Annotated in this window: 25 protein-coding genes; 12 read left to right on the top strand and 13 right to left on the bottom strand. The window is 58.5% G+C overall.

Going from position 1 to position 23,625, the window contains the following annotated elements; translation table 11 throughout:
- Nucleotides 1–3: 3 nt before the first annotated feature.
- From HKK55_RS02530 to rpoS, 3 genes are all read left to right on the top strand, one after another.
- Nucleotides 4–639: a protein-L-isoaspartate(D-aspartate) O-methyltransferase gene (locus HKK55_RS02530; protein WP_010176736.1), complete on the top strand. Its 636-nt coding sequence runs from the start codon at nt 4–6 to the stop codon at nt 637–639.
- Nucleotides 640–850: 211 nt separating this feature from the next.
- Complete coding sequence (locus tag HKK55_RS02535) at nt 851–1,687, top strand: peptidoglycan DD-metalloendopeptidase family protein (protein ID WP_169357767.1); 837 nt, start codon at nt 851–853, stop codon at nt 1,685–1,687.
- A gap of 105 nt (nt 1,688–1,792) precedes the next feature.
- Nucleotides 1,793–2,800 carry an RNA polymerase sigma factor RpoS gene (rpoS, locus tag HKK55_RS02540; protein ID WP_155581596.1) on the top strand — a complete coding sequence of 336 codons (1,008 nt, stop codon included), beginning with the start codon at nt 1,793–1,795 and terminating at the stop codon, nt 2,798–2,800.
- A gap of 227 nt (nt 2,801–3,027) precedes the next feature.
- Here rpoS and HKK55_RS02545 read toward each other — a convergent pair whose 3' ends face one another.
- Nucleotides 3,028–3,237: a cold-shock protein gene (locus HKK55_RS02545; protein ID WP_002554837.1), complete on the bottom strand. Its 210-nt coding sequence runs from the start codon at nt 3,235–3,237 to the stop codon at nt 3,028–3,030.
- A 375-nt stretch (nt 3,238–3,612) separates the two neighbouring features.
- On the opposite strand from HKK55_RS02545, the gene dcd reads away from it, so the two are divergent.
- Both dcd and HKK55_RS02555 read left to right on the top strand, forming a co-directional pair.
- The gene (dcd, locus tag HKK55_RS02550; protein ID WP_093412595.1) at nt 3,613–4,179 is read left to right on the top strand and encodes a dCTP deaminase; all 567 of its coding nucleotides are present in this window, start codon (nt 3,613–3,615) and stop codon (nt 4,177–4,179) included.
- 108 nt (nt 4,180–4,287) lie between these two features.
- A complete protein-coding gene (locus tag HKK55_RS02555) occupies nt 4,288–4,488 on the top strand; it encodes a hypothetical protein (protein ID WP_169353220.1) in 201 nt (66 codons plus the stop codon).
- Nucleotides 4,489–4,545: 57 nt separating this feature from the next.
- Here the strand turns inward: HKK55_RS02555 and HKK55_RS02560 are convergent, their stop codons facing one another.
- From HKK55_RS02560 to HKK55_RS02590, 7 genes are all read right to left on the bottom strand, one after another.
- The gene (locus tag HKK55_RS02560) at nt 4,546–5,310 is read right to left on the bottom strand and encodes an ABC transporter ATP-binding protein (protein WP_155581594.1); all 765 of its coding nucleotides are present in this window, start codon (nt 5,308–5,310) and stop codon (nt 4,546–4,548) included.
- A gap of 13 nt (nt 5,311–5,323) precedes the next feature.
- A complete protein-coding gene (locus HKK55_RS02565) occupies nt 5,324–6,442 on the bottom strand; it encodes a succinylglutamate desuccinylase/aspartoacylase family protein (RefSeq protein ID WP_169353221.1) in 1,119 nt (372 codons plus the stop codon).
- 9 nt (nt 6,443–6,451) lie between these two features.
- Entirely contained in the window at nt 6,452–7,162 is a 711-nt protein-coding gene (locus tag HKK55_RS02570) for an ABC transporter permease (RefSeq protein ID WP_155581592.1), read from the bottom strand.
- Entirely contained in the window at nt 7,159–7,887 is a 729-nt protein-coding gene (locus HKK55_RS02575; RefSeq protein WP_169353222.1) for an ABC transporter permease, read from the bottom strand. Before HKK55_RS02575 ends, HKK55_RS02570 begins: the two co-directional genes overlap by 4 nt.
- 56 nt (nt 7,888–7,943) lie before the next feature.
- Complete coding sequence (locus HKK55_RS02580; protein ID WP_169353223.1) at nt 7,944–8,723, bottom strand: transporter substrate-binding domain-containing protein; 780 nt, start codon at nt 8,721–8,723, stop codon at nt 7,944–7,946.
- Between the two features lie 503 nt (nt 8,724–9,226).
- Nucleotides 9,227–11,668, bottom strand: a complete 2,442-nt coding sequence (locus tag HKK55_RS02585) for a penicillin acylase family protein (protein WP_169353224.1) — start codon at nt 11,666–11,668, stop codon at nt 9,227–9,229.
- A gap of 209 nt (nt 11,669–11,877) precedes the next feature.
- Nucleotides 11,878–12,522 carry a glutathione S-transferase N-terminal domain-containing protein gene (locus HKK55_RS02590; protein ID WP_169353225.1) on the bottom strand — a complete coding sequence of 215 codons (645 nt, stop codon included), beginning with the start codon at nt 12,520–12,522 and terminating at the stop codon, nt 11,878–11,880.
- 135 nt (nt 12,523–12,657) lie between these two features.
- Between HKK55_RS02590 and HKK55_RS02595 the strand changes: the two genes are divergently transcribed.
- Nucleotides 12,658–13,209, top strand: coding sequence for a cysteine hydrolase family protein (locus HKK55_RS02595; protein WP_169353226.1), 552 nt, complete (start codon nt 12,658–12,660; stop codon nt 13,207–13,209).
- A gap of 72 nt (nt 13,210–13,281) precedes the next feature.
- Here HKK55_RS02595 and HKK55_RS02600 read toward each other — a convergent pair whose 3' ends face one another.
- From HKK55_RS02600 to HKK55_RS02615, 4 genes are all read right to left on the bottom strand, one after another.
- Nucleotides 13,282–13,482: an SEC-C metal-binding domain-containing protein gene (locus HKK55_RS02600; protein ID WP_053254769.1), complete on the bottom strand. Its 201-nt coding sequence runs from the start codon at nt 13,480–13,482 to the stop codon at nt 13,282–13,284.
- A complete protein-coding gene (locus HKK55_RS02605; protein WP_169353227.1) occupies nt 13,479–13,979 on the bottom strand; it encodes an LEA type 2 family protein in 501 nt (166 codons plus the stop codon). The genes HKK55_RS02600 and HKK55_RS02605 overlap by 4 nt, the downstream gene beginning before the upstream one ends.
- Nucleotides 13,980–14,054: 75 nt before the next feature.
- On the bottom strand, nt 14,055–14,525 hold the full coding sequence (locus tag HKK55_RS02610) for a YchJ family protein (RefSeq protein ID WP_169353228.1): 471 nt from the start codon (nt 14,523–14,525) through the stop codon (nt 14,055–14,057).
- Nucleotides 14,526–14,529: 4 nt separating this feature from the next.
- The gene (locus HKK55_RS02615) at nt 14,530–15,027 is read right to left on the bottom strand and encodes a DUF6231 family protein (RefSeq protein WP_169353229.1); all 498 of its coding nucleotides are present in this window, start codon (nt 15,025–15,027) and stop codon (nt 14,530–14,532) included.
- 191 nt (nt 15,028–15,218) lie between these two features.
- Here HKK55_RS02615 and HKK55_RS02620 point away from each other — a divergent pair, with 191 nt between their 5' ends.
- The 3 genes from HKK55_RS02620 (at nt 15,219) to HKK55_RS02630 (ending at nt 17,091) form a co-directional block, all read left to right on the top strand.
- Nucleotides 15,219–15,911: an OmpA family protein gene (locus HKK55_RS02620; protein ID WP_155581583.1), complete on the top strand. Its 693-nt coding sequence runs from the start codon at nt 15,219–15,221 to the stop codon at nt 15,909–15,911.
- Between the two features lie 141 nt (nt 15,912–16,052).
- Nucleotides 16,053–16,340 carry a DUF1145 domain-containing protein gene (locus HKK55_RS02625; protein ID WP_169353230.1) on the top strand — a complete coding sequence of 96 codons (288 nt, stop codon included), beginning with the start codon at nt 16,053–16,055 and terminating at the stop codon, nt 16,338–16,340.
- On the top strand, nt 16,333–17,091 hold the full coding sequence (locus HKK55_RS02630) for a collagen-like protein (RefSeq protein ID WP_169353231.1): 759 nt from the start codon (nt 16,333–16,335) through the stop codon (nt 17,089–17,091). The genes HKK55_RS02625 and HKK55_RS02630 overlap by 8 nt, the downstream gene beginning before the upstream one ends.
- A gap of 120 nt (nt 17,092–17,211) precedes the next feature.
- Here the strand turns inward: HKK55_RS02630 and HKK55_RS02635 are convergent, their stop codons facing one another.
- Entirely contained in the window at nt 17,212–17,676 is a 465-nt protein-coding gene (locus HKK55_RS02635; RefSeq protein ID WP_169353232.1) for a CopD family protein, read from the bottom strand.
- Nucleotides 17,677–17,775: 99 nt separating this feature from the next.
- Here HKK55_RS02635 and dinG point away from each other — a divergent pair, with 99 nt between their 5' ends.
- From dinG to HKK55_RS02650, 3 genes are all read left to right on the top strand, one after another.
- Nucleotides 17,776–19,920 carry an ATP-dependent DNA helicase DinG gene (dinG, locus tag HKK55_RS02640; protein WP_169353233.1) on the top strand — a complete coding sequence of 715 codons (2,145 nt, stop codon included), beginning with the start codon at nt 17,776–17,778 and terminating at the stop codon, nt 19,918–19,920.
- A 98-nt stretch (nt 19,921–20,018) separates the two neighbouring features.
- On the top strand, nt 20,019–22,382 hold the full coding sequence (locus tag HKK55_RS02645; RefSeq protein WP_169353234.1) for a beta-galactosidase: 2,364 nt from the start codon (nt 20,019–20,021) through the stop codon (nt 22,380–22,382).
- 83 nt (nt 22,383–22,465) lie between these two features.
- Nucleotides 22,466–23,611: a serine hydrolase domain-containing protein gene (locus HKK55_RS02650; protein ID WP_169353235.1), complete on the top strand. Its 1,146-nt coding sequence runs from the start codon at nt 22,466–22,468 to the stop codon at nt 23,609–23,611.
- The last annotated feature ends 14 nt before the right edge of the window (nt 23,612–23,625 follow it).

Here is a 23,625-nt window from a genome sequence, read left to right on the forward strand (position 1 = left end):
GGGATGACCTCCCAACGTACCCGCGAGCGTTTGATTCAGCGGCTTTACGAAGAGGGCTTGTCCAACGCCCAGGTGTTGGAAGTCATCCGGCGTACTCCGCGGCACCTGTTTGTCGATGAAGCCCTGGCACACCGCGCTTATGAAGACACGGCGTTGCCGATTGGCCACAACCAGACCATCTCCCAACCTTACATGGTGGCGCGGATGAGCGAGTTGCTGCTGGCGGCAGGGCCTCTGGACAAGGTGCTGGAGATCGGCACGGGTTCCGGCTACCAGACCGCCGTGCTCTCGCAGTTGGTGGAGCGGGTGTTTTCCGTCGAGCGAATCAAGGTATTGCAGGATCGGGCCAAGGAACGTCTGGTGGAGTTGAATCTACGTAACGTGGTGTTCCGCTGGGGCGATGGCTGGGAGGGTTGGCCGGCATTGGCACCCTACAACGGCATCATCGTGACGGCCGTTGCCACGGATGTCCCCCAGGCATTGCTGGATCAACTGGCACCGGGTGGACGCTTGGTGATTCCGGTCGGGTCAGGCGAGGTGCAACAATTGATGTTGATCATTCGCGAGGAAGAGGGCTTTTCTCGGCATGTATTGGGTGCCGTACGCTTTGTCCCGCTACTTAATGGCCCACTGGCCTGATCATTTATGAGTAGGGCACTGAATTCTATTGCCGGGTATGTGTCTTACTGCGGGGTCTATTAAGTAAACATGATTGGTAATGGGTGTTAAACATGATGAATTTTTCTTTAAGGTCGTGTTTTCGGTAAAAGCTCTACTGCCCGTTATACTTGCGACATATTTCAAGCCTGATACAGGCATTCAGTTTCAGCCACCAAAAAGGGAGCGGCGGGTGAGTCTCACGGTCATTGCGCAGCGTATGAGTAAAACAAGCATTCAGCGACTGGTGATTGGCCTTGTCTTGGGTTCCTTATTGACGGCTTGTTCCAGCACGCCAAGTGGCGGTGCGCGGGTTGTTGATCGCAATAATGCGGTGCCACAAAAGCCGACGGTCACCACCGGGCAATATGTAGTGCGCAAGGGCGATACGATGTTTTCGATTGCCTTCCGTTATGGCTGGGATTACAAGGCATTGGCAGCGCGTAACAACATTCCTGTGCCATATACGATACATCCGGGTCAGACCATTCGTTTTGATGGGCGCACCGGCTCAACACCGACGGCAGTTGTCAAATATTCCGGTTCTTCAGCGTCATCTTCGAGCAGAACCACCATCATCACTCGGCCTGCAGGCACCGCTGCGCCTACGGTTGCGAGTAAACCGGCACCTGCGCCGCTGCCTCCTGCCGGGCCTGCACCCACCGGTTGGGGATGGCCTTCAAATGGCATTCTTATTGGAAAATTCTCTTCAAACGGTAGTTTGAATAAAGGCATTGATATCGCCGGGGATTTGGGACAGCCTGTTTTAGCTGCGTCTGATGGGACAGTGGTATACGCCGGGAGTGGTTTACGGGGCTACGGCGAACTGGTCATCATCAAACACAGCGATACCTACGTCAGTGCTTACGGTCATAACCGCAGGCTGTTGGTTCGGGAGGGGCAGCAGGTCAAAGTCGGACAGACAATTGCCGAAATGGGGTCGACTGGTACAGACCGGGTGAAACTTCACTTTGAGATTCGCCGCCAAGGTAAACCTGTTGATCCACTGCAATTCCTTCCCCGGCGTTGATGTGTTGCCAGCCTGTTCCCTCACGTAGAAGGAACAGGCTCCAGCGTTGCCAAGGATAAAGGCGTCGCTTGAGCTTGAGGTCGAACTCACCAAAGGACTATAACAATGGCTCTCAGTAAAGAAGCGCCGGAGTTTGACATCGACGATGAGGTTCTCCTTATGGAGACCGGCATCGCTATGGATTCGATGTCGAATGATGAGGGATCTGCTACACCTTCAGTTCGTACCAAATCCAAAAACTCCACCGCGTTAAAACAGCACAAATACATTGATTACACGCGGGCGCTTGATGCGACCCAGTTGTATCTCAATGAAATCGGCTTTTCCCCATTACTTACCCCCGAAGAAGAAGTCCATTTTGCGCGCTTGTCGCAAAAGGGCGATCCGGCCGGGCGCAAGCGCATGATTGAAAGCAACTTGCGACTGGTGGTGAAAATCGCCCGGCGCTATGTCAATCGTGGGCTGTCTCTGTTGGACTTGATCGAGGAGGGTAACCTCGGCTTGATCCGGGCGGTGGAGAAGTTCGACCCGGAGCGGGGGTTCCGCTTTTCGACCTACGCCACCTGGTGGATTCGTCAGACCATCGAGCGGGCGATCATGAATCAGACCCGCACCATCCGGTTGCCGATCCATGTGGTCAAGGAGCTCAACGTCTACCTGCGGGCGGCGCGTGAGCTGACACAGAAACTCGATCATGAACCTTCGCCTGAAGAAATCGCCAACCTGCTGGAAAAACCGGTAGGGGAGGTCAAGCGCATGCTTGGCCTGAATGAGCGGGTATCTTCGGTCGACGTCTCGCTGGGTCCTGATTCGGATAAAACCCTGCTGGACACCCTGACCGATGATCGTCCTACGGATCCTTGTGAGCTGTTGCAGGACGATGACCTGTCACAAAGTATCGACCAGTGGTTGTCGGAACTGACAGACAAGCAGCGTGAGGTGGTGATACGCCGCTTCGGGCTGCGTGGCCATGAAAGCAGCACCCTGGAGGATGTTGGCCTGGAGATCGGCCTGACCCGTGAGCGTGTGCGGCAGATCCAGGTGGAGGGTCTCAAGCGCTTGCGGGAGATCCTGGAGAAGAATGGCTTGTCGAGTGAGTCGTTGTTTCAGTAACGAAGCAAGACAAAATGTGGGAGCTGGCTTGTGCGGGAGCCGGGCTTGCCCGCGATAGCATCACCTCGGTGTAACTGACAGACCGAGGTGCCAGTATCGCGGGTAAGCCCGGCTCCCACATAAGCAAGTCCCACATTTTTTATGCCTGGCATTTGGCTGTCCCCAAACGCCAGACGTAAAAAAGCCCCGCTTTTAAGGGCAGGGCTTTTTGACTGGATCAGTACAAGTTAGATAACTTGAACTTCTTCAGCTTGCATGCCTTTCTGACCGCGGGTAGCGATGAAAGAAACCTGTTGGCCTTCTTTCAGGCTTTTGAAGCCGTCGGATTGGATAGCTTTGAAGTGAACGAACAGGTCGTCACCGGATTGTGGAGTGATGAAGCCGAAGCCTTTTTCATCGTTGAACCACTTAACGGTACCAGTTTGGCGATTAGACATGGTGTATCTCCTTGGACAAAGTTAACTGCGACTCAGGAAAAGCCCTGGCCGAGACTGAGTGCAAAGAGCAGGAAAAATTCTTGGAGATGGTTGGATCGAAATTCAACATCGTGTAGAGATTCTCAGTGACACAAGCAGCACAGTGGCGCCACCTTAACCCTTTTTCCGGGACGTGCCAATGATATTTCCGAAGGTTTCTCTATTTTCGTGACTGGCGGTGGTCTGTGAGGGTTTTGGCCGCTTCAATTCAAGCCTCGCCCCACGGGCTGTGGCCTGACAGCCTGCAAGAAAAACCTGCGGCCCTTTGAACCGCAGGGCCGGCCCCGGTAAGATGCCCAACAGAATTTTTCCACCTCGCTATTCAGGACACCCGCCATGAGCATCAAATCGGACAAGTGGATTCGCCGCATGGCGCAAGAGCACGGCATGATCGAGCCCTTCGTAGAGCGCCAGATGCGCGGCGAAGGCACCGAGCGGCTGATTTCGTTCGGGGTTTCCAGCTACGGTTACGACGTACGTTGCGCTGATGAGTTCAAGGTTTTCACCAACATCAATTCGGCCACCGTTGATCCGAAAAATTTCGACGAAAAAAGCTTCGTCGACGTCAAGAGTGACGTGTGCATCATTCCGCCGAACTCCTTCGCCCTGGCGCGTACCGTCGAGTTCTTCCGCATTCCGCGTAATGTCCTGACCATCTGCCTGGGCAAAAGCACCTATGCGCGCTGCGGCATCATCGTCAACGTGACGCCTCTGGAACCCGAGTGGGAAGGCCACGTGACGCTGGAGTTCTCCAACACCACTACCTTGCCGGCGAAGATCTACGCCAACGAAGGTGTGGCACAGATGTTGTTCTTCGAATCCGACGAAGAGTGTGAAGTGTCCTATAAGGACCGTGGCGGCAAGTATCAGGGTCAGCGCGGCGTCACCCTGCCACGCACCTGATCGAAACGTCTTACACGTTAAGGGAATTTGTCTGCGGGCAGGCACTCTATTGAGTGTACTGCTCCGGATCGTGCAAAACGTTCCGGGCCACGCTTGAGGAGTCCCCCTATGAAGCTCGATCCGCGAATCAGCGCCGAACTCGCCCGCCTTGAACCTAACCAGATTGGCGTCATGGCGTGGTCCTTGATGGCGCATCCGTCCGTCAGCGACGGCGGCATTCCCGGCCAGCCTGACGAAGATTATCCCCAGCCTACCGAACCCGGTGAGCCAACCTTGCCAGACGAGCCGCCACCGGCCCCAGTTGCCTGAATCACTCTGGACGCCTCTGAGAGCCTGATGAACGCTGAATGCTTAAGGAAGTGAGCGTTACTTCAGATTGCCGCTGAGGAACTGCTGGAGGCGCTCGCTCTTGGGATTTCCCAGTACGTCCTCCGGCGTGCCTTCCTCTTCCACCAGTCCCTTGTGCAAGAACAGCACCTGGCTCGATACCTTGCGGGCGAAGCTCATTTCGTGGGTGACCATGATCATGGTCCGGCCTTCCTCCGCCAGACCCTGAATCACCTTCAGCACTTCGCCTACCAGTTCCGGGTCAAGGGCCGAGGTGGGCTCATCGAACAGCATCACCTCCGGCTCCATCGCCAGCGCCCGGGCAATCGCCACTCGTTGTTGCTGGCCGCCCGAAAGAAACGCTGGGTATTGATCGGCGACGCGCGCCGGTAGACCCACTTTGTCCAGGTAGCGACGGGCACGGTCTTCGGCGTCCTTCTTGCTGCAGCCCAGCACCCGGCGCGGCGCCATGGTGATGTTTTCCAGCACGCTCATGTGGCTCCACAGGTTGAAGTGCTGGAACACCATTGCCAGCCGTGTGCGGATGCGCTGTAACTCGGCCTCATCAGCCACGCGCATGCCGTGGCGGTCGCTGACCATGCGGATTTGCTGGCCATCCAGGGTCATGGCGCCGTCATCGGGTTGTTCGAGAAAGTTGATGCAGCGCAAAAAAGTGCTTTTGCCCGAGCCGCTGGCGCCGATCAAACTGATCACGTCACCCGTCTTGGCCTTGAGCGAAACACCTTTGAGCACTTCATTGTCGCCATAGCATTTATGCAGGCCTTCAACGGTCAATTTGTACATGGGGCATGCATCCTCAAGGCGAAAGTAGATAGCCGCTGCGATAGGCCTCACGGCCTGCGACATGGGCGATGACCATCCCGGCAGTGGCCATGCGACGCAGTGAGCGGGCGTAAAGCAGGCCGGCATTGCGGCAATGCACCGGCGTTACGCGGTCATGAATGGGGTCAATGATTTCGGCGATCAACTGTCCGGCTTCCACGTACTCCCCCGGCAGCGCGCTGAACACCAGCAAGCCGCCTACGGGCGTGGCAACCGGTTCGACGCCCGCCAACGGTGTGGCGGGGTAGGACAGTTCCGGCAGAGGCGCAGGCTCACCGGTAATCGCCCCGAAGCGAATCAGGTAATCGATGATCGCCTGGCAATCGAGGCTCGCCAGACCATGGTTGACGTCGCCCTGGCCACGCAACTCGAGGGTCACGGAAAAACTGCCCATGGGAATGGTGAATCGATCGCCGAAACGTTGCTGCAATTGCCACCACACCAGCGTGAAACACTCATCGAAGGACTGTCCACCGGAATCGGTGGCCAGCAGACTGGCTTCAGCGCCGATATAGCGGGCCAATGGCTCGACCTGTGGCCACGCTTGGGGTGTGGTGTACAGGTGGGCCACGGCTTCGAAGTCGCAATGCAGGTCCAGCACCATGTCGGCATCACACGCCAGGCGTTGCAACACCAGGCGCTGGGATTGCAGTTGGGTGGCGGGTGTTTGCGCGGCCAGCGCCAGGGCCAGGGCGTCGCGGATCAGCTCAAGGTTGTGCTGCGGATCTTCCCCCAGCAAGTCTTCGACCTGATTGCCGACCTCTTCACTGAGGTCAACAAATAGCCGATTGAAGTTCTGCCCGCTTTCCAGCTCGTAGCGGCCCAGAGGGATATCCATCAATACCTGTTCCAGTCCCGCCGGGTTGGCAATTGGCACCAGTACGATTTCACTGCGTAGGCGCCCGGTGGCGGCCAGTTCGGCCAGGCGAGCCTTCAGGTGCCAGGCCACCAGCATGCCGGGCAGTTCGTCGGCGTGCAGCGAGGACTGGATGTAGATCTTGCCTTCGGCCTGCTCGGGACCGAAGTGAAAGCTGTGAATCTGCCGCTCGGTACCCGGCACCGGCGCCAGTAAGGGATGAATCTGATGACGCATGGAAGCTCCTTAGTGGCTGGGCCCGAGAAAGGCCAGCCAGCGGCGCTCCGCCAGACGAAACAGACCGACCAGGGCAAAGGTCACGGTCAAGTAGATCAGCGCAGCGATGCCGAATGATTGAAAGGTCATGTAAGTGGCGGAGTTGGCGTCCCGGGCGACTTTCAGAATGTCCGGGATGGTTGCGGTAAAGGCCACCGTGGTCGAGTGCAGCATCAGGATCACTTCATTACTGTAGTACGGCAATGAACGGCGCAGCGCCGATGGCATGATCACATAGGCATACAACTTCCAGCCGCTCAGGCCGTAGGCCTTGGCTGCTTCGACTTCACCATGGGCCATGCTGCGGATCGCTCCGGCAAAGATCTCGGTGGTGTAGGCGCAAGTGTTGAGGGCGAAGGCCAGGATGGTGCAGTTCATCGCATCGCGAAAAAATGCATCCAGCACCGGTTGTGCCCGAACCGCCGCAATGCTGTAGATCCCGGTGTAGCAAATCAGCAGTTGGATATACAGCGGCGTCCCGCGAAACAGGTAGGTATAAAACTGTACTGGCCAGCGCACCCAACGATTGCGCGAAACCCTGGCGATAGACAAGGGAATCGACACCAGAAACCCGATGAAGATCGAGGCACTGAGCAGCCACATGGTCATGGCCAGGCCGGTGATGTGCTGGCCGTCGCTATAGAGGAAGGGGCGCCAGTATTGCTGGAGAAGTTCGATCATCGCACGGCCTCCCGTACGCCCGAGGAGTAGCGGCGTTCAAGCCTGCGCAAAACGAAGTTGGAGGCACTGGTGATCAGCAGGTAGATCAAGGCGGCGAGCACCAGGAAATAGAACAGTTGATAGGTGCTCTTGCCCGCATCCTGGGCAGCTTTCACCAAGTCCGCCAGGCCGATGATCGACACCAGCGCAGTGGCCTTGAGCATCACCATCCAGTTATTGCCGATGCCTGGCAGGGCAAAGCGCATCATTTGCGGGAAGGTCACGTAGCGAAAACGCTGTCCGCGCTTGAGGCCATAGGCGGTAGCGGCCTCCAGTTGGCCGCGCGGCACGGCGAGGATTGCGCCGCGAAAGGTTTCGGTGAAGTAGGCGCCGTAGATAAAGCCCAGGGTGATGACCCCGGCGCTGAATGGGTCGATCTCGATGTATTCCCATTCCATGAAGTCGGTAAAACCGGTCAGCCAGATTTGCAGACTGTAGAAAATCAACAGCATCAGCACCAGGTCTGGTACGCCACGGATCAACGTGGTGTAGAGCTGGGCGGGGATGCGCAGGAACGGCACACGGGACAATTTGGCGGTGGCACCGAGCAAGCCCAGTAACACGCTGACGGCCAGAGACGCGACTGACAACTTGACGGTCATCCAGGTGCCTTGCAGCAACAGCGGGCCGAATCCCTTCAGACTGAAGGCGCTCAGTCCCAGGGTTTGCAAAAGATCTTCGAACATAAATCAGGGCCTATGGCGATAAAAAAGCGCCCATCCGGAAGATGGGCGCCAGGGTGTTATTTACCGCTGTACAGGTTCAGGTCACCGAAGTGTTTCTTCTGGATGGTGGCGTAGGTGCCATCATCGTGTAACGCTTTGATACCTTTATCCAACAAAGCCTTCAGGTCTTTGTTACCTTTTTTGATACCGACCGCAGTTTTGGCGGGCAGCAAAGGATCGTCAATGGCCTTGCTGACTTCGTAGTCAGCGCCTGCTGGCGACTTCAAAAAGCCCAGTTCGGCTTGCAGCATGTCCTGCACCGAAGCGTCCAGACGACCCGAGGTCAGGTCGGCATAGACTTGGTCCTGGTTGGCGTAGGCCTTGGTGGTTACACCGGCTTTGTCCAACACGGCCTTGGCGTAGGCTTCCTGGATGGTGCCTTGTTCGTAGCCGACGGATTTGCCCTTGAGGGATTCAGGCGTCGAGTAGCCAGCGCCTTTTTTGAACACCAGGGAGGTAGGGCCGGAGAACAGCTCGTTGGAGAAATCGATCGCCTTTTCACGGGCTGCGGTGACGGTCATGGAGGAAATCACGCCATCAAATTTGTTGGCGTTGAGGCCTGGAATCATGCCGTCGAAGTCACTTTCGACCCATTTGCATTTGACCGCAAGCTCGGCGCAGATGGCATTGCCCAGGTCGATATCGAAGCCCACCAGGCTGCCGTCAGCGGCTTTGGATTCAAATGGTGCGTAGGACGGATCGACACCAAAACGCAATTCCTTGTATTCCTTGGCCAACGCGGAACCTGCGGCCATGCACAGAGCCAGTGCAGAAAGGGTCAGCAATGCTTTTTTCATTATGTATTCCCTGGAAACCAAGATAAGCGCTTGTGGCGCGTTTAGGACTGTTACTGAACGGTGTCAGACGTAACCCAGGTAGCAATTTCTGCACCATAGTTCCGAGTGGTCGTTTTAAAAGGTGGGATCTGGGAAGGGAGTACGTAAGAAATGCCCGAAATCGGGCATTGATGGTTGAGTGCGTCATCTTGGAGCGAGCAGAGTAAAAATGTGGGAGCGGCTTCTACAGCGATGCCTTTCAGGTCTTTGAAAAACAGTTTTTGGCTAATATCGGTCAAGAGGCGAACACTGACCCTGTGGCGAGGGGGCTTGTCCCCCGTTGGGCTGCAGAGCAGCCCCAAAGGATCGCTGAGTTTTTTCAGATAGACCGAGATCGCAGGTTTTAGGGCTGCTTCGCAGCCCAACGGGGGACAAGCCCCCTCGCCACAGGGTCAGTGTTCTCTCTCCAATACGGCTGACTTTTTAAAGACCTTGAAAGGGCTGGCTTCTACAGCGAAACCGTTTTACTTGCCCGGCACCAAGGTCAACCGCGTCTTGCCGTACACCTTGTCAAAATTCTGCGGCTGCATCGGGAAGCTCAGGTATTGCGCCTTGAGCCACGGGTCGATGCCGTTCGCATAGTTCGGGCTGGCAGGGTTGCCGGATTGGCCAATGCCGTTCTGGCCCATCATCGGTTCCACCTCGCTGAAGTCGATAATCATCCGCAGGACTGGCACTTGGACGGTGTCGAAACGTTGGCCCCAGTTGTACGGGGAGCTGTTGAGCGTGTTGTGATCCCCGCCCGCCGCCAGTGGGCCGCGTACGGTCTGGCCGTTGGCGTTTTTCCAGGTGGTGCTGTGGAGCTTGCCCCACTGCCAGGCCTTGTGATCCGTGCCCAATTGACTGTCGCCTGCGGTCATCGCGGCAGCGAGGCTGCGGGCGAGGATCGCCGGTTTGTCTTCTTTTTGCGGCGTGCGTACGTCATCCCAGAACGGGCTGTCTTCGCGCCCCAGCAAGTGATCGGCCTGAGCTGAGTACGACAGGCTGGCGTTGGCGACAAAGGCTTTCCAGGTGGCGTTGTTTTCCGGTCCCAACTCGTCGAGGAAAATCTGCTTGGCACTTTCCTGCAGGAACAGTTCGTAAATCGCCGCGTCGCTGGACGTAGGCGCCAGACGTCCATCGAACGCCATCAAGCGACTGAACGCTTCCTGAGCCTTGGTCCGTTCGGCGGCTGGCAGGGCGTCGATGGCCTGTTTCAGCGGCTGGGCCATACCTGGCGCCTGGAACATCACCTTAAGCTTGGCGGCAAACGTGGTGGTCTGGTCGTACTGCATGGCGATCATGCTGCGGGTGTCGTGCTTACCGGCACCGGCCAGTTGCGCCAGCCGTTCACTGCGCTCGGGGGCGTCCCAAGAGTTGGACAACTGCATGCCGTAGCCCCGTGGGGCGGTACGTTGGTTGGCGGTGCCGAGCCAGCCCTGGGCCGGGTCCTGGTCATAGGGATGCAGCATCGCGTCGGCGTAACCGTCCCAGTCAAAGCGCGCATCCCAGCCCGGCGATGGCAGCAGGCCTTCGCCTTCGCGGCGGTTGGGGAAGCGGCCGGTGACTTGCCAGCCAATGTTGGTGGCGTCGGCGAAGACCATGTTCAGGGCAATGGCGCGGATTTCCCGGGTCGCATCCGAGGCCTTGCCGGCGTTTTGCGCTCGGGACAGGTCGAAGAACGCATCCAGGCTCTTGTCGTCCTTGAAGTCTGCCGTTTGCAGGGCCACGCCGTAGCCAGTGTTCAGGGATTGGCTGCTGTTGAGCAGGGCGCCATGGCGGGTTTCGTACACCACCTCGCGAATCGGACGCTGACCTTTGGCGAAAAAGGTTTCGTTACGCACCACTGCGGGCAGCCATTTTCCGTTGTTCTCGTAGTACAGCGCGCTGCCCTGGCGTTTGATTTTTTCCAGGAACAGGTCCTGGGTGTCGCCTTTGACCGCGCTCATGCTCCAGGCCACTTTGCCGTTGAAGCCGGAAAACAGTGTCGGCAGGCCGGCAATCGAGACACCTGCAGCCTGATATTTCGGGGCGCGAATCTGCACGTAGCTCCACGGCGACGGGGCTTGAGGCTTGGCCGACAGGTCATTGGCCAGCAGGCTTTTGCCGGCGCGGCTACGTTGAGGACCGACGGCCCAGTTGCTGGACGTGGTTACGCCGAGGCTGTTGAGGGCACTCACTTGCTGGGCGACCGTGTCCAGCGCGGCCATGCCGGCAATCTGGCTCAGGTTCACACCCTTGAGTTTCTCGGTCTCGCCCAGAGGCAGCGGCTCGTCTGGGGTGCTTGGGATCAGCCAGGCGAGTTTGTCGGCACCGACTTTTTGCGCCAGCACCAGCGATGACAATTCTTCCTGCAAGTTGGTCGACTCGCTGAAATTCAGCAGGCAGAACAACAGCGCCGAATCTTCCGGCTTCCAGTATTCCGGCTTATAGCCAGTCTGGGCCAGGTCCGGCGGCAGCTTGTCACGGTAGCGGAACAGGTAAGCGTTGACCCCGCGGGCATAGACTTCAAAGAAACGCTTGAGGCGCGGCGACGAGGCGTTATACAGCTCTGCGGCGCTTTTTTTCAGGTTGACCGCCCGCATGAAGCGGTCGACATCCAGCGCCTCTGGCCCGGACATCTCTGCCAGGCGGCCCTGGGCCAGCAGCCTCAGGGTGACCATCTGGTTGATGCGGTCGCTGGCGTGCACGTAACCGAGGGTGAACAGCGCGTCATGGAAGGTATTGCTTTCGATCAGCGGCATGCCCTGGCTGTTGCGGCGCACGGAAACGTTTTGCGCCAGGCCCTTGAGCGGCTGTACGCCGGATACCGGGGGCAGGGTGTCCTGGGTGTTCAGTGACTGGCAACCGACCAGGCCCAAGGCACTGACCACTGCCGCGGCAACGCCGAACCGGGGAAGAAAATGTGAGAGGGCTGGCGAGGCCATGGCAAAGCTCCTGCGGGGGGGTAGCGTCAGTAAAGGCGCTACGTTAGTGAGCGCGGCGAAACGACGCAAGCGGGAGGCGATGCTTATTTGTAGTTTGATCTTGTAGCCGCTGCCGAGGCACGAGGCTGCGATGGGTAGCGAAGCGACCCTCGAGGGCGGTCTTGCGGACACGCATCGCAGCCTCGTGCCTCGGCAGCGGCTACAAAGCATCAGGACTTCGGCGGATTCACTTTTGCCACCAGCTCATAAGCCCGTACCGTCGCCGGCCGTTCCTTGATGTGGCTGAACCAACGCTGCACATGTGGGAAGTCTTCCAGCTTCTGACTCTGCCACTTGTGGGAAACAATCCACGGGTAAATCGCCATGTCGGCGATGCTGTAGTCCTCGCCGCCTACAAACGCGCGGTCGGCCAGGCGCCGATCCAGCACGCCATATAAACGGGCGGTTTCATCGATGTACCGCTTGATCGCGTAGGGGATTTTTTCCGGAGCGAACTGGCTGAAGTGGTGATTCTGCCCAGCCATTGGCCCCAGTCCACCCATTTGCCAGAACAGCCATTGCAGGACTTCCTGGCGAGTGCGCAGGTCTTCGGGCAGGAACTGGCCGGTTTTTTCCGCCAGGTACAGCAGGATCGCGCCGGATTCAAAGAGCGAAATCGGAGCGCCGCCGTCGGTCGGGTTCTGATCGACGATGGCCGGGATACGATTGTTAGGCGCGATTCTCAGGAAGTCAGGTTTGAACTGATCGCCCTGGCCAATGTTGATGGGGTGCACCTCGTAAGGCAGACCGGCTTCCTCCAGGAACAACGAAATCTTGTGACCGTTGGGGGTGGTCCAGTAGTACAGGTCGATCATGAAGCTCTCCAAGGGTGGTAACACTTGAGCGGATAGCAAACAGATGAGTGGGCTGTTTTACTCCCGATGACTTGCCTGTAGGAATAGGTGATGTTCAAGTATCGAAAATTCAATGAAACATTTGGATCTATCGATATGGAAATCCGACCCGGTGCAGCGCTGATCCTGATTGACCAGCAAAAAGGTATTCATCATCCCAAGTTGGGACGGCGCAATAACCCTCACGCCGAGGAGTGCATGCTCGCGCTGTTGGCCCATTGGCGACGCAACGATTGGCCGGTGATCCATGTGCAGCATTTGTCCCATTCACCAGAGTCGGTGTTCTGGCCTGAGCAGTCAGGTGTGGAGTTTCAGGAGGCGTTTTTTCCACAGGCGGGGGAGTGGTTGATTCAGAAGCGGGTACCGGATGCGTTTTGCGGTACGACGCTGGAGACGAGTTTGCGCGATGCCGATATCGGGCAACTGGTGCTGGTAGGGGTGGCGACGAATAACTCGGTCGAGTCCACGGCCCGAACTGCTGGCAACCTGGGATTCGAGGCCTGGGTGGTTGAGGATGCTTGTTATACCTTTGACAAGGCGGATTTCTTTGGCGAACTACGCTCCGCCGAAGTGGTGCATGCCATGTCCTTGGGTAACCTGCACGGTGAATACGCGACGGTTATCTCTTCAGGACAACTGTTGGCTTAGTGCAATCTCTTGCTTTGAACACACCCCCCCCAGCGGGGTGGCGAGGGAGCGCACTCCCTCGCCGCCGAGGCATCACGCCCCGTGGCACTTCTTGAATTTTTTCGCACTGCCGCATGGGCATGGATCGTTGCGGCCTACGTCTTTCAATGTGTTGCGCACCGGCTCCTGGTGAGCGTGGCCGCAGTTCGGGCCGTGGACATGGCCGTGGTCGTGATCATGGTGATCGTGATCGTGGTTACAGTCAGGACCATGGACATGGGGTTGCTGAGTCATCGATGTCGCTCCGGAATAATATCGCCGGGGATTATCTCGCCATTACGCAGCACGTGCACGTCGTTACCGATGAATAATCCGGTTTTCAACTCGCCTTCCAGGCGATAGGGGATGGGCTGGCTTGGATTTTTCAGCATGACAACCAGCTCGCGGATTTGCGGCCACAGGTTGGTCCTTACCGACACCTTGAAAAATTTGTGGCCGCGAGGCGGTACGGTGAGCCACTCGTTAGACTCGCCTTCGGTCAGCAACAGGTCGTCCAAGGTGATTTTGTAGATCAGGCCGCGAACCGTCAGGTCCGAGTCATCACGGTTATCGACGCGAAAGTACAGCTTGAACTTCTGCTCGAGCAATTTGGCCCGGACCAGTTCGACCTTGACCAACTGCACCTGGGGCGCAGGTGTGTCATCGGCGAACCAGGACGCACAGCCGCCAAGCCCGAAGGTGATCGCCAGCAGAAGGCTGAAAGTCCTGAATATCCGTGCCTGAGAAACCATGCCGTTACTCCGTGAGAAGTTTCAGCATAGCAAGGGTGAGCCAGCGGAGTATTGACGAAATTTCTGCGGTGCTGTTCAGAGGTAGCTTGAGCAGCACTTCTTGAATTTTTGCCCACTGCCACACAGGCAAGCATCGTTGCGCCCAGCCTTTACTTCCACCGTCGGATCGATGAAATACCAACGCCCATCATTTTGTACGAAGGATGACTGTTCCCTGTGGCTGTGTTCACCGGTGCTGTCATGCCAGCGGGCGATGAAGGTGACGAAGGCGTGCTCGGGTTGCCCGCCGAATACCTTCGAGCTTTCCACCTCAAGACCCAGCCAGGTGCTTTGGGCGCTCCAGGCGCTGATGGCTTCGCGGTCCAGGCCGGATTGTTGCGCCGGCAGTGTCGTGGCCACCAGATAGTCCACCAGGCCCAGCACGTAGGCGCTGTAGCGCGAACGCATCAGCGCGCTGGCACAAGGCGCGGGGTGGCCGGCGTGATAATGGCCGCAGCAAGCATCCAGCAGGTTGCCACTGCCACATGGGCAAATGGATGTACTCATCGGGTTACCACCAATACTTTCCGAAGTTTTCCGGGTTGGCCCAGAAGCGGGCGTTCAGCCAATCCGGCACCTGTTTATAGTCAAGCAGATCGTAGGTAAACAGCGTCAATACCTGATCATCGCGCTGAAAACGCTCGCTGGCTTGCAGGGCCAGGGAGAAAAAGTCGGTTTCCTTCCAGTCGCACGCGCTCAGGTCCACCAGTACCGCGATACGGCTGGCATTGAGGTTACGAATGCCACCCAGTAGCGTCAGACCCGCAGATTTTGACAGGTGCTCCAGGCAATCAACCACCAGCGCCAGATCAAAGCGCTGCGCAGCCAATGTTTCAGGCAAAGGTCCTGGCTCGGCGAACGACACGACGGTATCGGGATGTGCCTCTTTGAACGCATCAAGGGCCCCGAACTGGCTCGCACCCAATAGCAGCAGGCGTTTTGGGGCATGCAGATCGAGCAAGGCAGCGAGCGCTTGCTGAGGTGTACGGGAAGAAATACCGGCGGTCATCGAAGATCCTCACATCTGGACCGTAGAGACTAGCCTGCCTGAGCGTGCGGGCCTAGAGCGGGGCGCTGGATAAAGTCTGAGAAAAGCAGCTTCGGCCAATGAATACTGGGGTGTGACACGCTGGCGCAGATGAAAAGAGCGGTCTTTACTCCAGCCATCGGCTCCCCGCCGATCCCCTCAGGAGAAATCAGATGAGCATCATGCGGACAGCTCTACCCTTGGTTCTGCTAACCGGAGTATTGACAGGTTGCGCAGGCTTGCAGAAAACCGATTGGCCCACCTGCGCCGCTGTCGGCGGGGTGACCGGCGCCGCCCTCGGCGCGACCGAAAGCTCGTCATGGGCGGGCGGTGGCGCACTGTTGATCGGTGGTATGGCTGGCGCCTGGTGCTGGGTCCATGGCGACGGTGACGAAGACGGCGATGGCGTGCCGGACAGCCGTGATAAATGCCCCGGCACTCCCAAAGGCGTGCAGGTGGATGCCAATGGCTGCCCACCGGTACCTGTAGCGGTGGTCGAGGAAGTGGTGGTGGTCAAGGAAGAAACCATCGTGATTCGCGATGTTCACTTTCAGTTCGACTCAGCCAAGCTCACGGCGGCGGACAAAACCAAACTCGACATCATCGCCACTCGTCTGAAAAAAGAAGCCCCGAGTGCGCAATTGCGTGTCAGCGGCCATACCGACAGCGTTGGCAAAGATGCCTACAACCAGAAACTCTCGGAAAAACGCGCCCATTCGGTGACCGATTATCTGGTCAGCTCCGGCGTGCCCCGCAGCAGCTTCGTCTCGGTAACCGGGGCGGGTGAAAGCCATCCGGTGGCGGACAACAAAACTGCCGAAGGCCGCGCCCTCAATCGTCGGGTTGAGATTCAGATCAACCGCTGACAGACCCATTGCCCCTGTGGGCTCCACAGGGGCTTTGCTGGCGAAGACCTGGCATCAAGTTTTTTTATCCTTCACTGGCAAATCGCCTGTAGAAGTCGTTACTGTGCGCCCAAAGAATAATGTGCAAGGGGAGCGTGCGGGATGAAGGTATTTTGGGGGTTGGGGAAGTTCCTGACATTGTTGTTCTGGGTTGTAGTGGTGATCAACTTGTTCAAGCCACTGATCAATCCGTTTCATTTGTTGGTCAACCTGGCCGGCAGTCTTTTGCTTGTGACTCATCTGTTGGAGTTGCTGTTATTCAACGGCAGCGTGAAAAACCGTGCCCATCCCTGGCGTGACCGCTTGCAGATTCTGCTGGTAGGTATGTTCCATTTGCAGAGCCTTCCGGCGCCCGTTGTTGATGTCAATGAGGAGGCCAATCATGCATAAGACTTTTCTATTGGCCCTGCTGGTCAGTCCCCTGGCCATGGCCCAGAGCGTCAGTGTCGAGACCAACTCATTGATGCGCCTGCCCAACAGTAGCAGCGTGTTGCAACTGGAACGGCTGGATGTGGCTGATTACGGCACTTTGCTGATTCCTTCCACGGTCACCCAGGTCAATGTCGACGAACTGCACCTGGGCCGCGAAGCCCGGATCGCCATCGTGCCCAGTAGCACCGTCCTGCAACTGCAGGTGCGCCACGCGCAACTGGAGCATGGCAGCCAGATCACCTCTCGCGGCGCCCCTGGTACTCACGAGAAACCGGCCAAGCCGGGGCGTGACCTGAGCTTGCGTATCCAATCCTTGAGCGCTGATGAACTGTCGGTGGACGCCCGTGGTGGCGCCGGAGCCCAAGGTTATTCCGGCCTCGACGGTGCCAACGGTGAAGACCCTGGTTGTACCTGGGGCTCGGCCGGGCGCGGTGCCAATGGTGACAACGGCGGTGACGGGCTGGCAGGTGCGGCGGGTGCGCAGGTACGAGTCGAATTGCCTCAGGATTATCCGAGCGAGCAGATCAAGGTCTGGGTGGATGGCGGCGCCGGCGGTTTGGCGGGCACTGCGGGCAAGCCTGGGAAGGGTGGGCAGTCCAAGGGCTGCCTGGTGTATCGCGCCGATGGCGGCGAGAAAGGCCGGTCGGGGCTTGAAGGGCAGCCGGGTGTGGCAGGGCCTGCGGGTTCTGTAACCGTTCAGCGCCTCTGAATCGAATGATCTGACGCCTTCGCGAGCAAGCCCGCTCCCACACTTGACCGTGTACATCCTGAAGGAATGCGGTCGAAATGTGGGAGCGGGCTTGCTCGCGAAGGCGGTGTATGGGGCGCTTCAGAACATCGGCCGTGCCGAAGCCACTGTCACCAACACCAACCCGACAATCAGATTGATCCCCACCAACTTGCGGATTTGCCCCAGGGCAGCAGCGCCTGCCGGCCAATCCTCAGCCGCCACCGCCGTGCGCAGCTCCGGCAGCTTCAGTGCCTGGATGCGGATAAACAGCGCCGTCATCACCAGATACAAGCCCATCATGATCTGCACATAACGCGGCGCGGTCTCAAACCCGTTGAAGCGCAATTGCAGCAGGCCGACGCCGCTGATCGGCAATACCAGCACCGCCACCCAGACCCACACGAAAAAACGTTGAAACACATTCACCCACAGTTTCAGTCGGGCAGGGCCCTCAAGCGCGGCCATGGCGGCCGGGCGCAGGATCATCCAGGCGAAAAACATACCGCCGACCCAGATCAGGGCGGCCAGTACATGCAGGGTGTAAGCGAGGCTAAAGACGGTCATTGGGGTACTCCGTTCTGCGCGGGATTAATTAGCGGGGTATGATAGCGGCCGATCCGAACCACTGAAAATTTATCCAGCGTTTTTTGCGCCCGACTATCCATGATCAGCACTGAACTCAAAACCACGATCCAGGGCGCCTACACGCGTTTTCTCGAAGCCAAGAGCTTGAAACCGCGCTACGGCCAGCGCTTGATGATCGCTGAAGTCGCCAAGGTCCTCGGGGATATCGACACCGACGACGAAGGCCGGCGCAGTGGCGACCCTGCGGTGGTGGCCGTCGAAGCCGGCACCGGTACCGGGAAAACCGTGGCCTACAGCCTGGCTGCGATCCCTACCGCCAAGGCCGCGGGCAAGCGCCTGGTGATTGCCACGGCCACCGTGGCCCTGCAGGAACAGATCGTCTACAAAGACCTGCCGGACTTGATGCGCAACAGCGGCCTGAACTTCACCTTCGCCCTGGCCAAGGGTCGTGGGCGCTATATGTGCCTGTCCAAGCTCGACGTGCTGTTGCAGGAAGGCCATGCGCAAACTGCCACGGCGTCGCTGTTCGAAGAAGAAGGCTTCAAGATCGAGGTCGATGAGGCCAGTCAGAAGCTGTTTACCAGCATGATCGAGAAGCTGGCCGGTAATAAATGGGACGGCGACCGTGACAGCTGGCCCAATGCCCTGGAAGATGCCGACTGGGCACGCCTGACCACCGACCACAGCCAATGTACCAACCGTCACTGCCCCAACTTCGGCCAGTGCGCCTTCTATAAGGCGCGGGAAGGCATGGGCAAGGTCGACGTTATCGTCACCAACCATGACATGGTCCTGGCGGACCTGGCCCTGGGCGGCGGTGCCGTGCTGCCGGACCCGCGCGACACGCTCTATGTATTCGACGAAGGTCACCACCTGCCAGACAAGGCCATCGGCCACTTTGCCCACTACACCCGGCTGCGTTCCACCGCCGACTGGCTGGAAACCACTGCCAAGAACCTCACCAAGTTGTTGGCCCAACACCCGCTGCCCGGCGACCTCGGCAAGTTCATCGAGCAGGTCCCGGAACTGGCGCGGGAGATCAAGACCCAGCAACAGTTCATGTTCAGCGCCTGCGAGCAGGTAGCGGACTTCAAACCCGGCGAAGATGTGGAAGGCCGTGAGCGTCCGCGCCACCGTTTCGTCGCAGGGATGATTCCCGAACATATGCGGGAAATGGGCATTGAACTGAAGAAGGGCTTTTCGCGCCTGACCGACCTGTTCACCCGCCTCACCGATCTGCTCAAGGAAGGTATGGACGGCGAGGTCAACATCGGCATCGCCAGCAACCAGGCCGAAGAGTGGTACCCGCTGTTTGGCAGTCTGTTGTCTCGTTCCCAGGGTAACTGGGAGCTGTGGACCGCCTTCACCGCCGAAGACCCGGAAGACAACCCGCCAATGGCTCGTTGGTTGACCCTGTCGGAAAGCGGCGCACTGTTCGACATCGAGGTCAACGCCAGCCCGATCCTTGCGGCGGAAATGTTGCGACGTAACCTGTGGAACGTGGCCTACGGCGCTTTGGTCACTTCGGCAACGCTGACGGCCCTGGGTACCTTCGACCGCTTCCGTATGCGTGCCGGCTTGCCAAAAACGGCCGTCACTGCGGTGGTGCCAAGCCCATTCCATCACGCCGATGCTGGCGTGCTCCGTGTCCCTGACCTCAAGGCCGACCCACGGGACGCACCGGCCCACACGGCGGCGATCATCCGCGATCTGCCTTCATTGGTCGAAGGTTCCAAAGGTACCTTGGTACTGTTCTCGTCTCGTAAGCAGATGCAGGATGTGTTCGACGGCCTCGACCGCGATTGGCGCAAGCAGGTGTTTATCCAGGGCAACCTGTCTAAACAGGAAACCCTGAACAAGCACAAGGCGCGGGTCGACGGCGGTGATTCCAGCGTGTTGTTCGGCCTGGCGAGTTTCGCCGAAGGCGTGGACTTGCCTGGTGCCTACTGTGAGCACGTGGTGATCGCCAAGATTCCGTTCTCGGTGCCTGATGATCCTGTGGAAGCCGCATTGGCCGAGTGGATCGAAGCGCGTGGCGGTAACCCGTTCATGGAAATCTCGGTGCCGGACGCGTCCTTGAAACTGGTCCAGGCCTGCGGTCGCCTGCTGCGTACCGAACAGGATCGCGGCACCATCACCTTGCTTGACCGGCGCCTGGTCACCCAACGTTACGGCAAAGCGATCCTTAACGCGTTGCCGCCGTTTCGCCGCGAAATATCTTGAACCACCGTGGGCGAAATCGCCCACTTCGTGGTCTATCTCACCGTTATTGATTTATGTCATCAGGCCATTCATCGGCCGTTTGGGAGAACCTTGTTCGTATGATTCGCACGCTGCCCGCTCTTTTTGCCTTGCTGTTCGCCGCGCCGTTGCTGGCTGCGCCTGCCGGACAGCAAACGTTGTTCAACTTTGTCCGGCCTGCCGACGTGGTCAAAGTGGCGACCCAGGACGCCAGCCTGCCGCAATACAACGCAGAACAAACCCCGGAAGGCGAAGTGCTGCGCCGTATTACCTTCAACCCTGCGGCAGAGCCGAGCCTGGTGCTCAGTCCGCAGACTGGCGCCTGGGATTGGTCCCAGTCCAGCGCCATGAGTTTGCGTATCCAGAGTGCGATGGATTGGGCGCTGACCCTCTACGTCAAGGTCCAGAGCAATGACGGCAAGACCCTGGTCAGCCGTATCGACTTGCCGGCAGGTCCGGCGCAGACCCTGCTGATCCCGTTGCAAGCCAACTCGCCCCTGACTCAGGGCATGAAGGCGGGGCCGCTGATGCCGATGATGGTGGAGGGCCAGCGTGTGTTGCTGGCCAGCAGTGCAGGGGAGGTCAACCGCAGCCAGATAGTGTCGGTGACACTGTCGATGATCCAGCCCAACGTAGCCCAAAGCATCCTGCTGGAGCGCTTCGGCGTGCAGGACAGCGAGCCGGTGCTCAAGGCCGTCTACAGCGACCTGGTCGATGCCTATGGGCAGTCCAGTCGTGGCAAGTGGCCGGAGAAAGTCAGCAGCGATGAGCAGTTGAAAGCCGCAGCGACTAAGGAGCAACAACAACTCAAGGGTTGGCTCGCTGAACGTGACCGTTCTTCCCTGGACAAGTTTGGCGGCTGGAACAAAGGCCCGGCCTTCGAGGCCAGTGGTTTTTTCCGCACCGAGAAGCGAGAGGGTCGCTGGTACCTGGTGACTCCGCAAGGTCATCCGTTCTATTCCCTGGGGGTCAACACCGTCGCCCCGGATAACAACCAGACGTATGTGGCAGGACGCGAATGGATGTTTGCTGCACTGCCCAAGGCCGGTGAGCCGTTCGACAAGTATTACGGCAGTAGCGACAACCGTAGCGGCAACGGCGCCGATCAAGGGCGTGGTTTCAACGCCGGCCGTTGGTACGATTTCTATGGCGCCAACTTGCAGCGCACCTACGGCCAGCCTTGCGTGCCCGGCGTACACCAGGCCGATGAAGCGAAAGCCGAGGCGACTGCGCCTTGCACGCCAGAAGGTTTCGACCAGAAACGGTGGGTCAATCACACCCTGGACCGCCTGCAGGCCTGGGGATTCAACACTGTTGGCAACTGGAGCGCTCCTGAACTGGCAACCGCTGACCGTGTGCCGTACACCTTGCCGCTGTCGATTGTCGGCGATTACGCGAGCATCAGTACCGGTACCGATTGGTGGGGAGGAATGCCCGATCCCTTCGATCCGCGCTTTGCCATGGCTACCGAGCGTGCAGTGGCGATTGCTGCCCGAGACCATCGTGACGATCCGTGGCTGATCGGCTTTTTTGCCGATAACGAACTGGCCTGGGCCGGTCCGGGAGACGACGCGAAGTCCCGTTACGCCTTGGCCTATGGCACCTTGCGCATGACCACTGACGTACCGGCCAAGCGGGCATTTCTCAAGCAACTGCGGGACAAATATCGCAACCAGGAAGGTCTGTCGCGGGCCTGGGGCATTGATCTGCCGGCTTGGGAATTGATGGAAGACCCGGGCTTTGTGCCGCCGATGCCGAGTCCTGAACACCCGGAAATCGAAGCGGACTTCAAATATTTCCAGAAGACCTTCGCCGATGCTTATTTCAAGACCATCTCCGACGCGCTGAAATGGCATGCACCCAACCAACTGTTGCTGGGTGGCCGCTTTGCTGTGAGCACGCCGGAGGCCGTGGCGTCCTGTGTGCAGTATTGCGACGTGTTGAGCTTTAACATGTACACCCTCAAACCCCAGGACGGTTACGACTTTGCCGCCTTGCGCGCGCTGGACAAACCCGTGCTGATCACCGAATTCAACTTCGGCTCGAACGATCGTGGCCCGTTCTGGGGCGGCGTGACCCAATTGGCCCGGGAAGAAGACCGTGGCCCGGCGTACGCCAACTTCCTCAAGCAGGCCATGGCCGAGCCGTCGATCGTTGGCGTGCACTGGTTTCAGTACCTTGACCAGCCTGTCACCGGTCGGCTGCTGGACGGTGAAAACGGTCACTTTGGCTTGGTGGGCATCACTGACGTGCCGTTCCAGGGCTTTGTCGACAGCGTGCGCAAAAGCAACATGGCAATGGTCGATCAGTTGGGCAAGGAAGCTGAAAAAGCCAAGGCGGCCAGTGCAGCCCACGCCGGTGACGGTGGCAAGTCCGGCCATGAAGGTAAAGGCGCCGGGCAGGAGGCTGGACATGCTGGTGGGCATTCGGGAAATGGTCATTGATTCATCGGTAACGGGTTTCCAAATTCCATAATCGCTGGAACAATGTCGGCCACTTTATGCGGTACTTTTCCTAGGGGGCTTCGGTGCAGATTCAGGGTCATTACGAGCTTAAGTTCGAAGCGGTGCGTGAAGCCTTTGCCGCGCTGTTCGATGACCCTCAGGAGCGTGGCGCCGCGTTGTGTATCCAGATTGGCGGTGAGACGGTCGTTGACCTTTGGGCGGGTACTGCGGACAAGGATGGCAGTGAGGCCTGGCACAGCGACACCATTGCCAATCTGTTCTCCTGCACCAAGACCTTTACCGCGGTCACCGCCCTGCAACTGGTGGCTGAGGGCAAGTTGCAACTCGACGCACCCGTGACCAGGTATTGGCCGGAGTTCGCCGCGGCCGGCAAGGAGTCCATCACCCTGCGCCATCTGCTCTGCCATCAGGCCGGGTTGCCGGCGTTGCGAGAGACGCTCCCTGCCGAAGCCCTGTACGACTGGCAAATGATGGTCGACGCACTGGCCGCCGAAGCGCCGTGGTGGAAGCTGGGCGAAGGCCATGGTTATGCCGCGATCACCTACGGCTGGCTGGTGGGAGAGCTGTTGCGCCGGGCCGACGGTCGAGGGCCGGGAGAATCCATCGTGGCGAGGGTTGCACGGCCACTGGGCCTGGACTTTCACGTCGGGCTGGCCGATGAAGAGTTTTATAGAGTCGCGCATATCGCCCGAGGCAAGGGCAATATGGGCGATGAGGCGGCGCAGCGTTTATTGCAAGTAACAATGCGCGAACCCATGGCCATGACTACGCGTGCATTTACCAATCCACCGTCTATTCTCACCAGCACTAATAAACCTGAATGGCGGCGCATGCAGCAGCCGGCGGCAAATGGTCACGGTAATGCCCGCAGCCTGGCGGGCTTTTATAGTGGGTTACTGGACGGTAGTTTGCTGGAGGCGGATATGCTCGAAGAGTTGACCCGCGAACACAGTATTGGCCCAGATAAAACCTTATTGACTCAAACCCGATTTGGCCTGGGCTGCATGTTGGATCAACCCCAGGTGCCGAATGCGACTTTCGGCCTTGGCCCACGGGCTTTCGGGCATCCGGGGGCGGGCGGTTCAGTGGGCTTTGCGGATCCGGAACATGATGTAGCCTTCGGTTTTGTGACTAATACCCTGGGACCTTATGTATTGATGGACCCGAGAGCGCAAAAGTTAGTAAGAATATTGGCCGGTTGTCTGTAAATAGCTTGCTGTTA

This window comes from Pseudomonas sp. ADAK18 (assembly GCF_012935695.1).
GTDB lineage: Bacteria > Pseudomonadota > Gammaproteobacteria > Pseudomonadales > Pseudomonadaceae > Aquipseudomonas.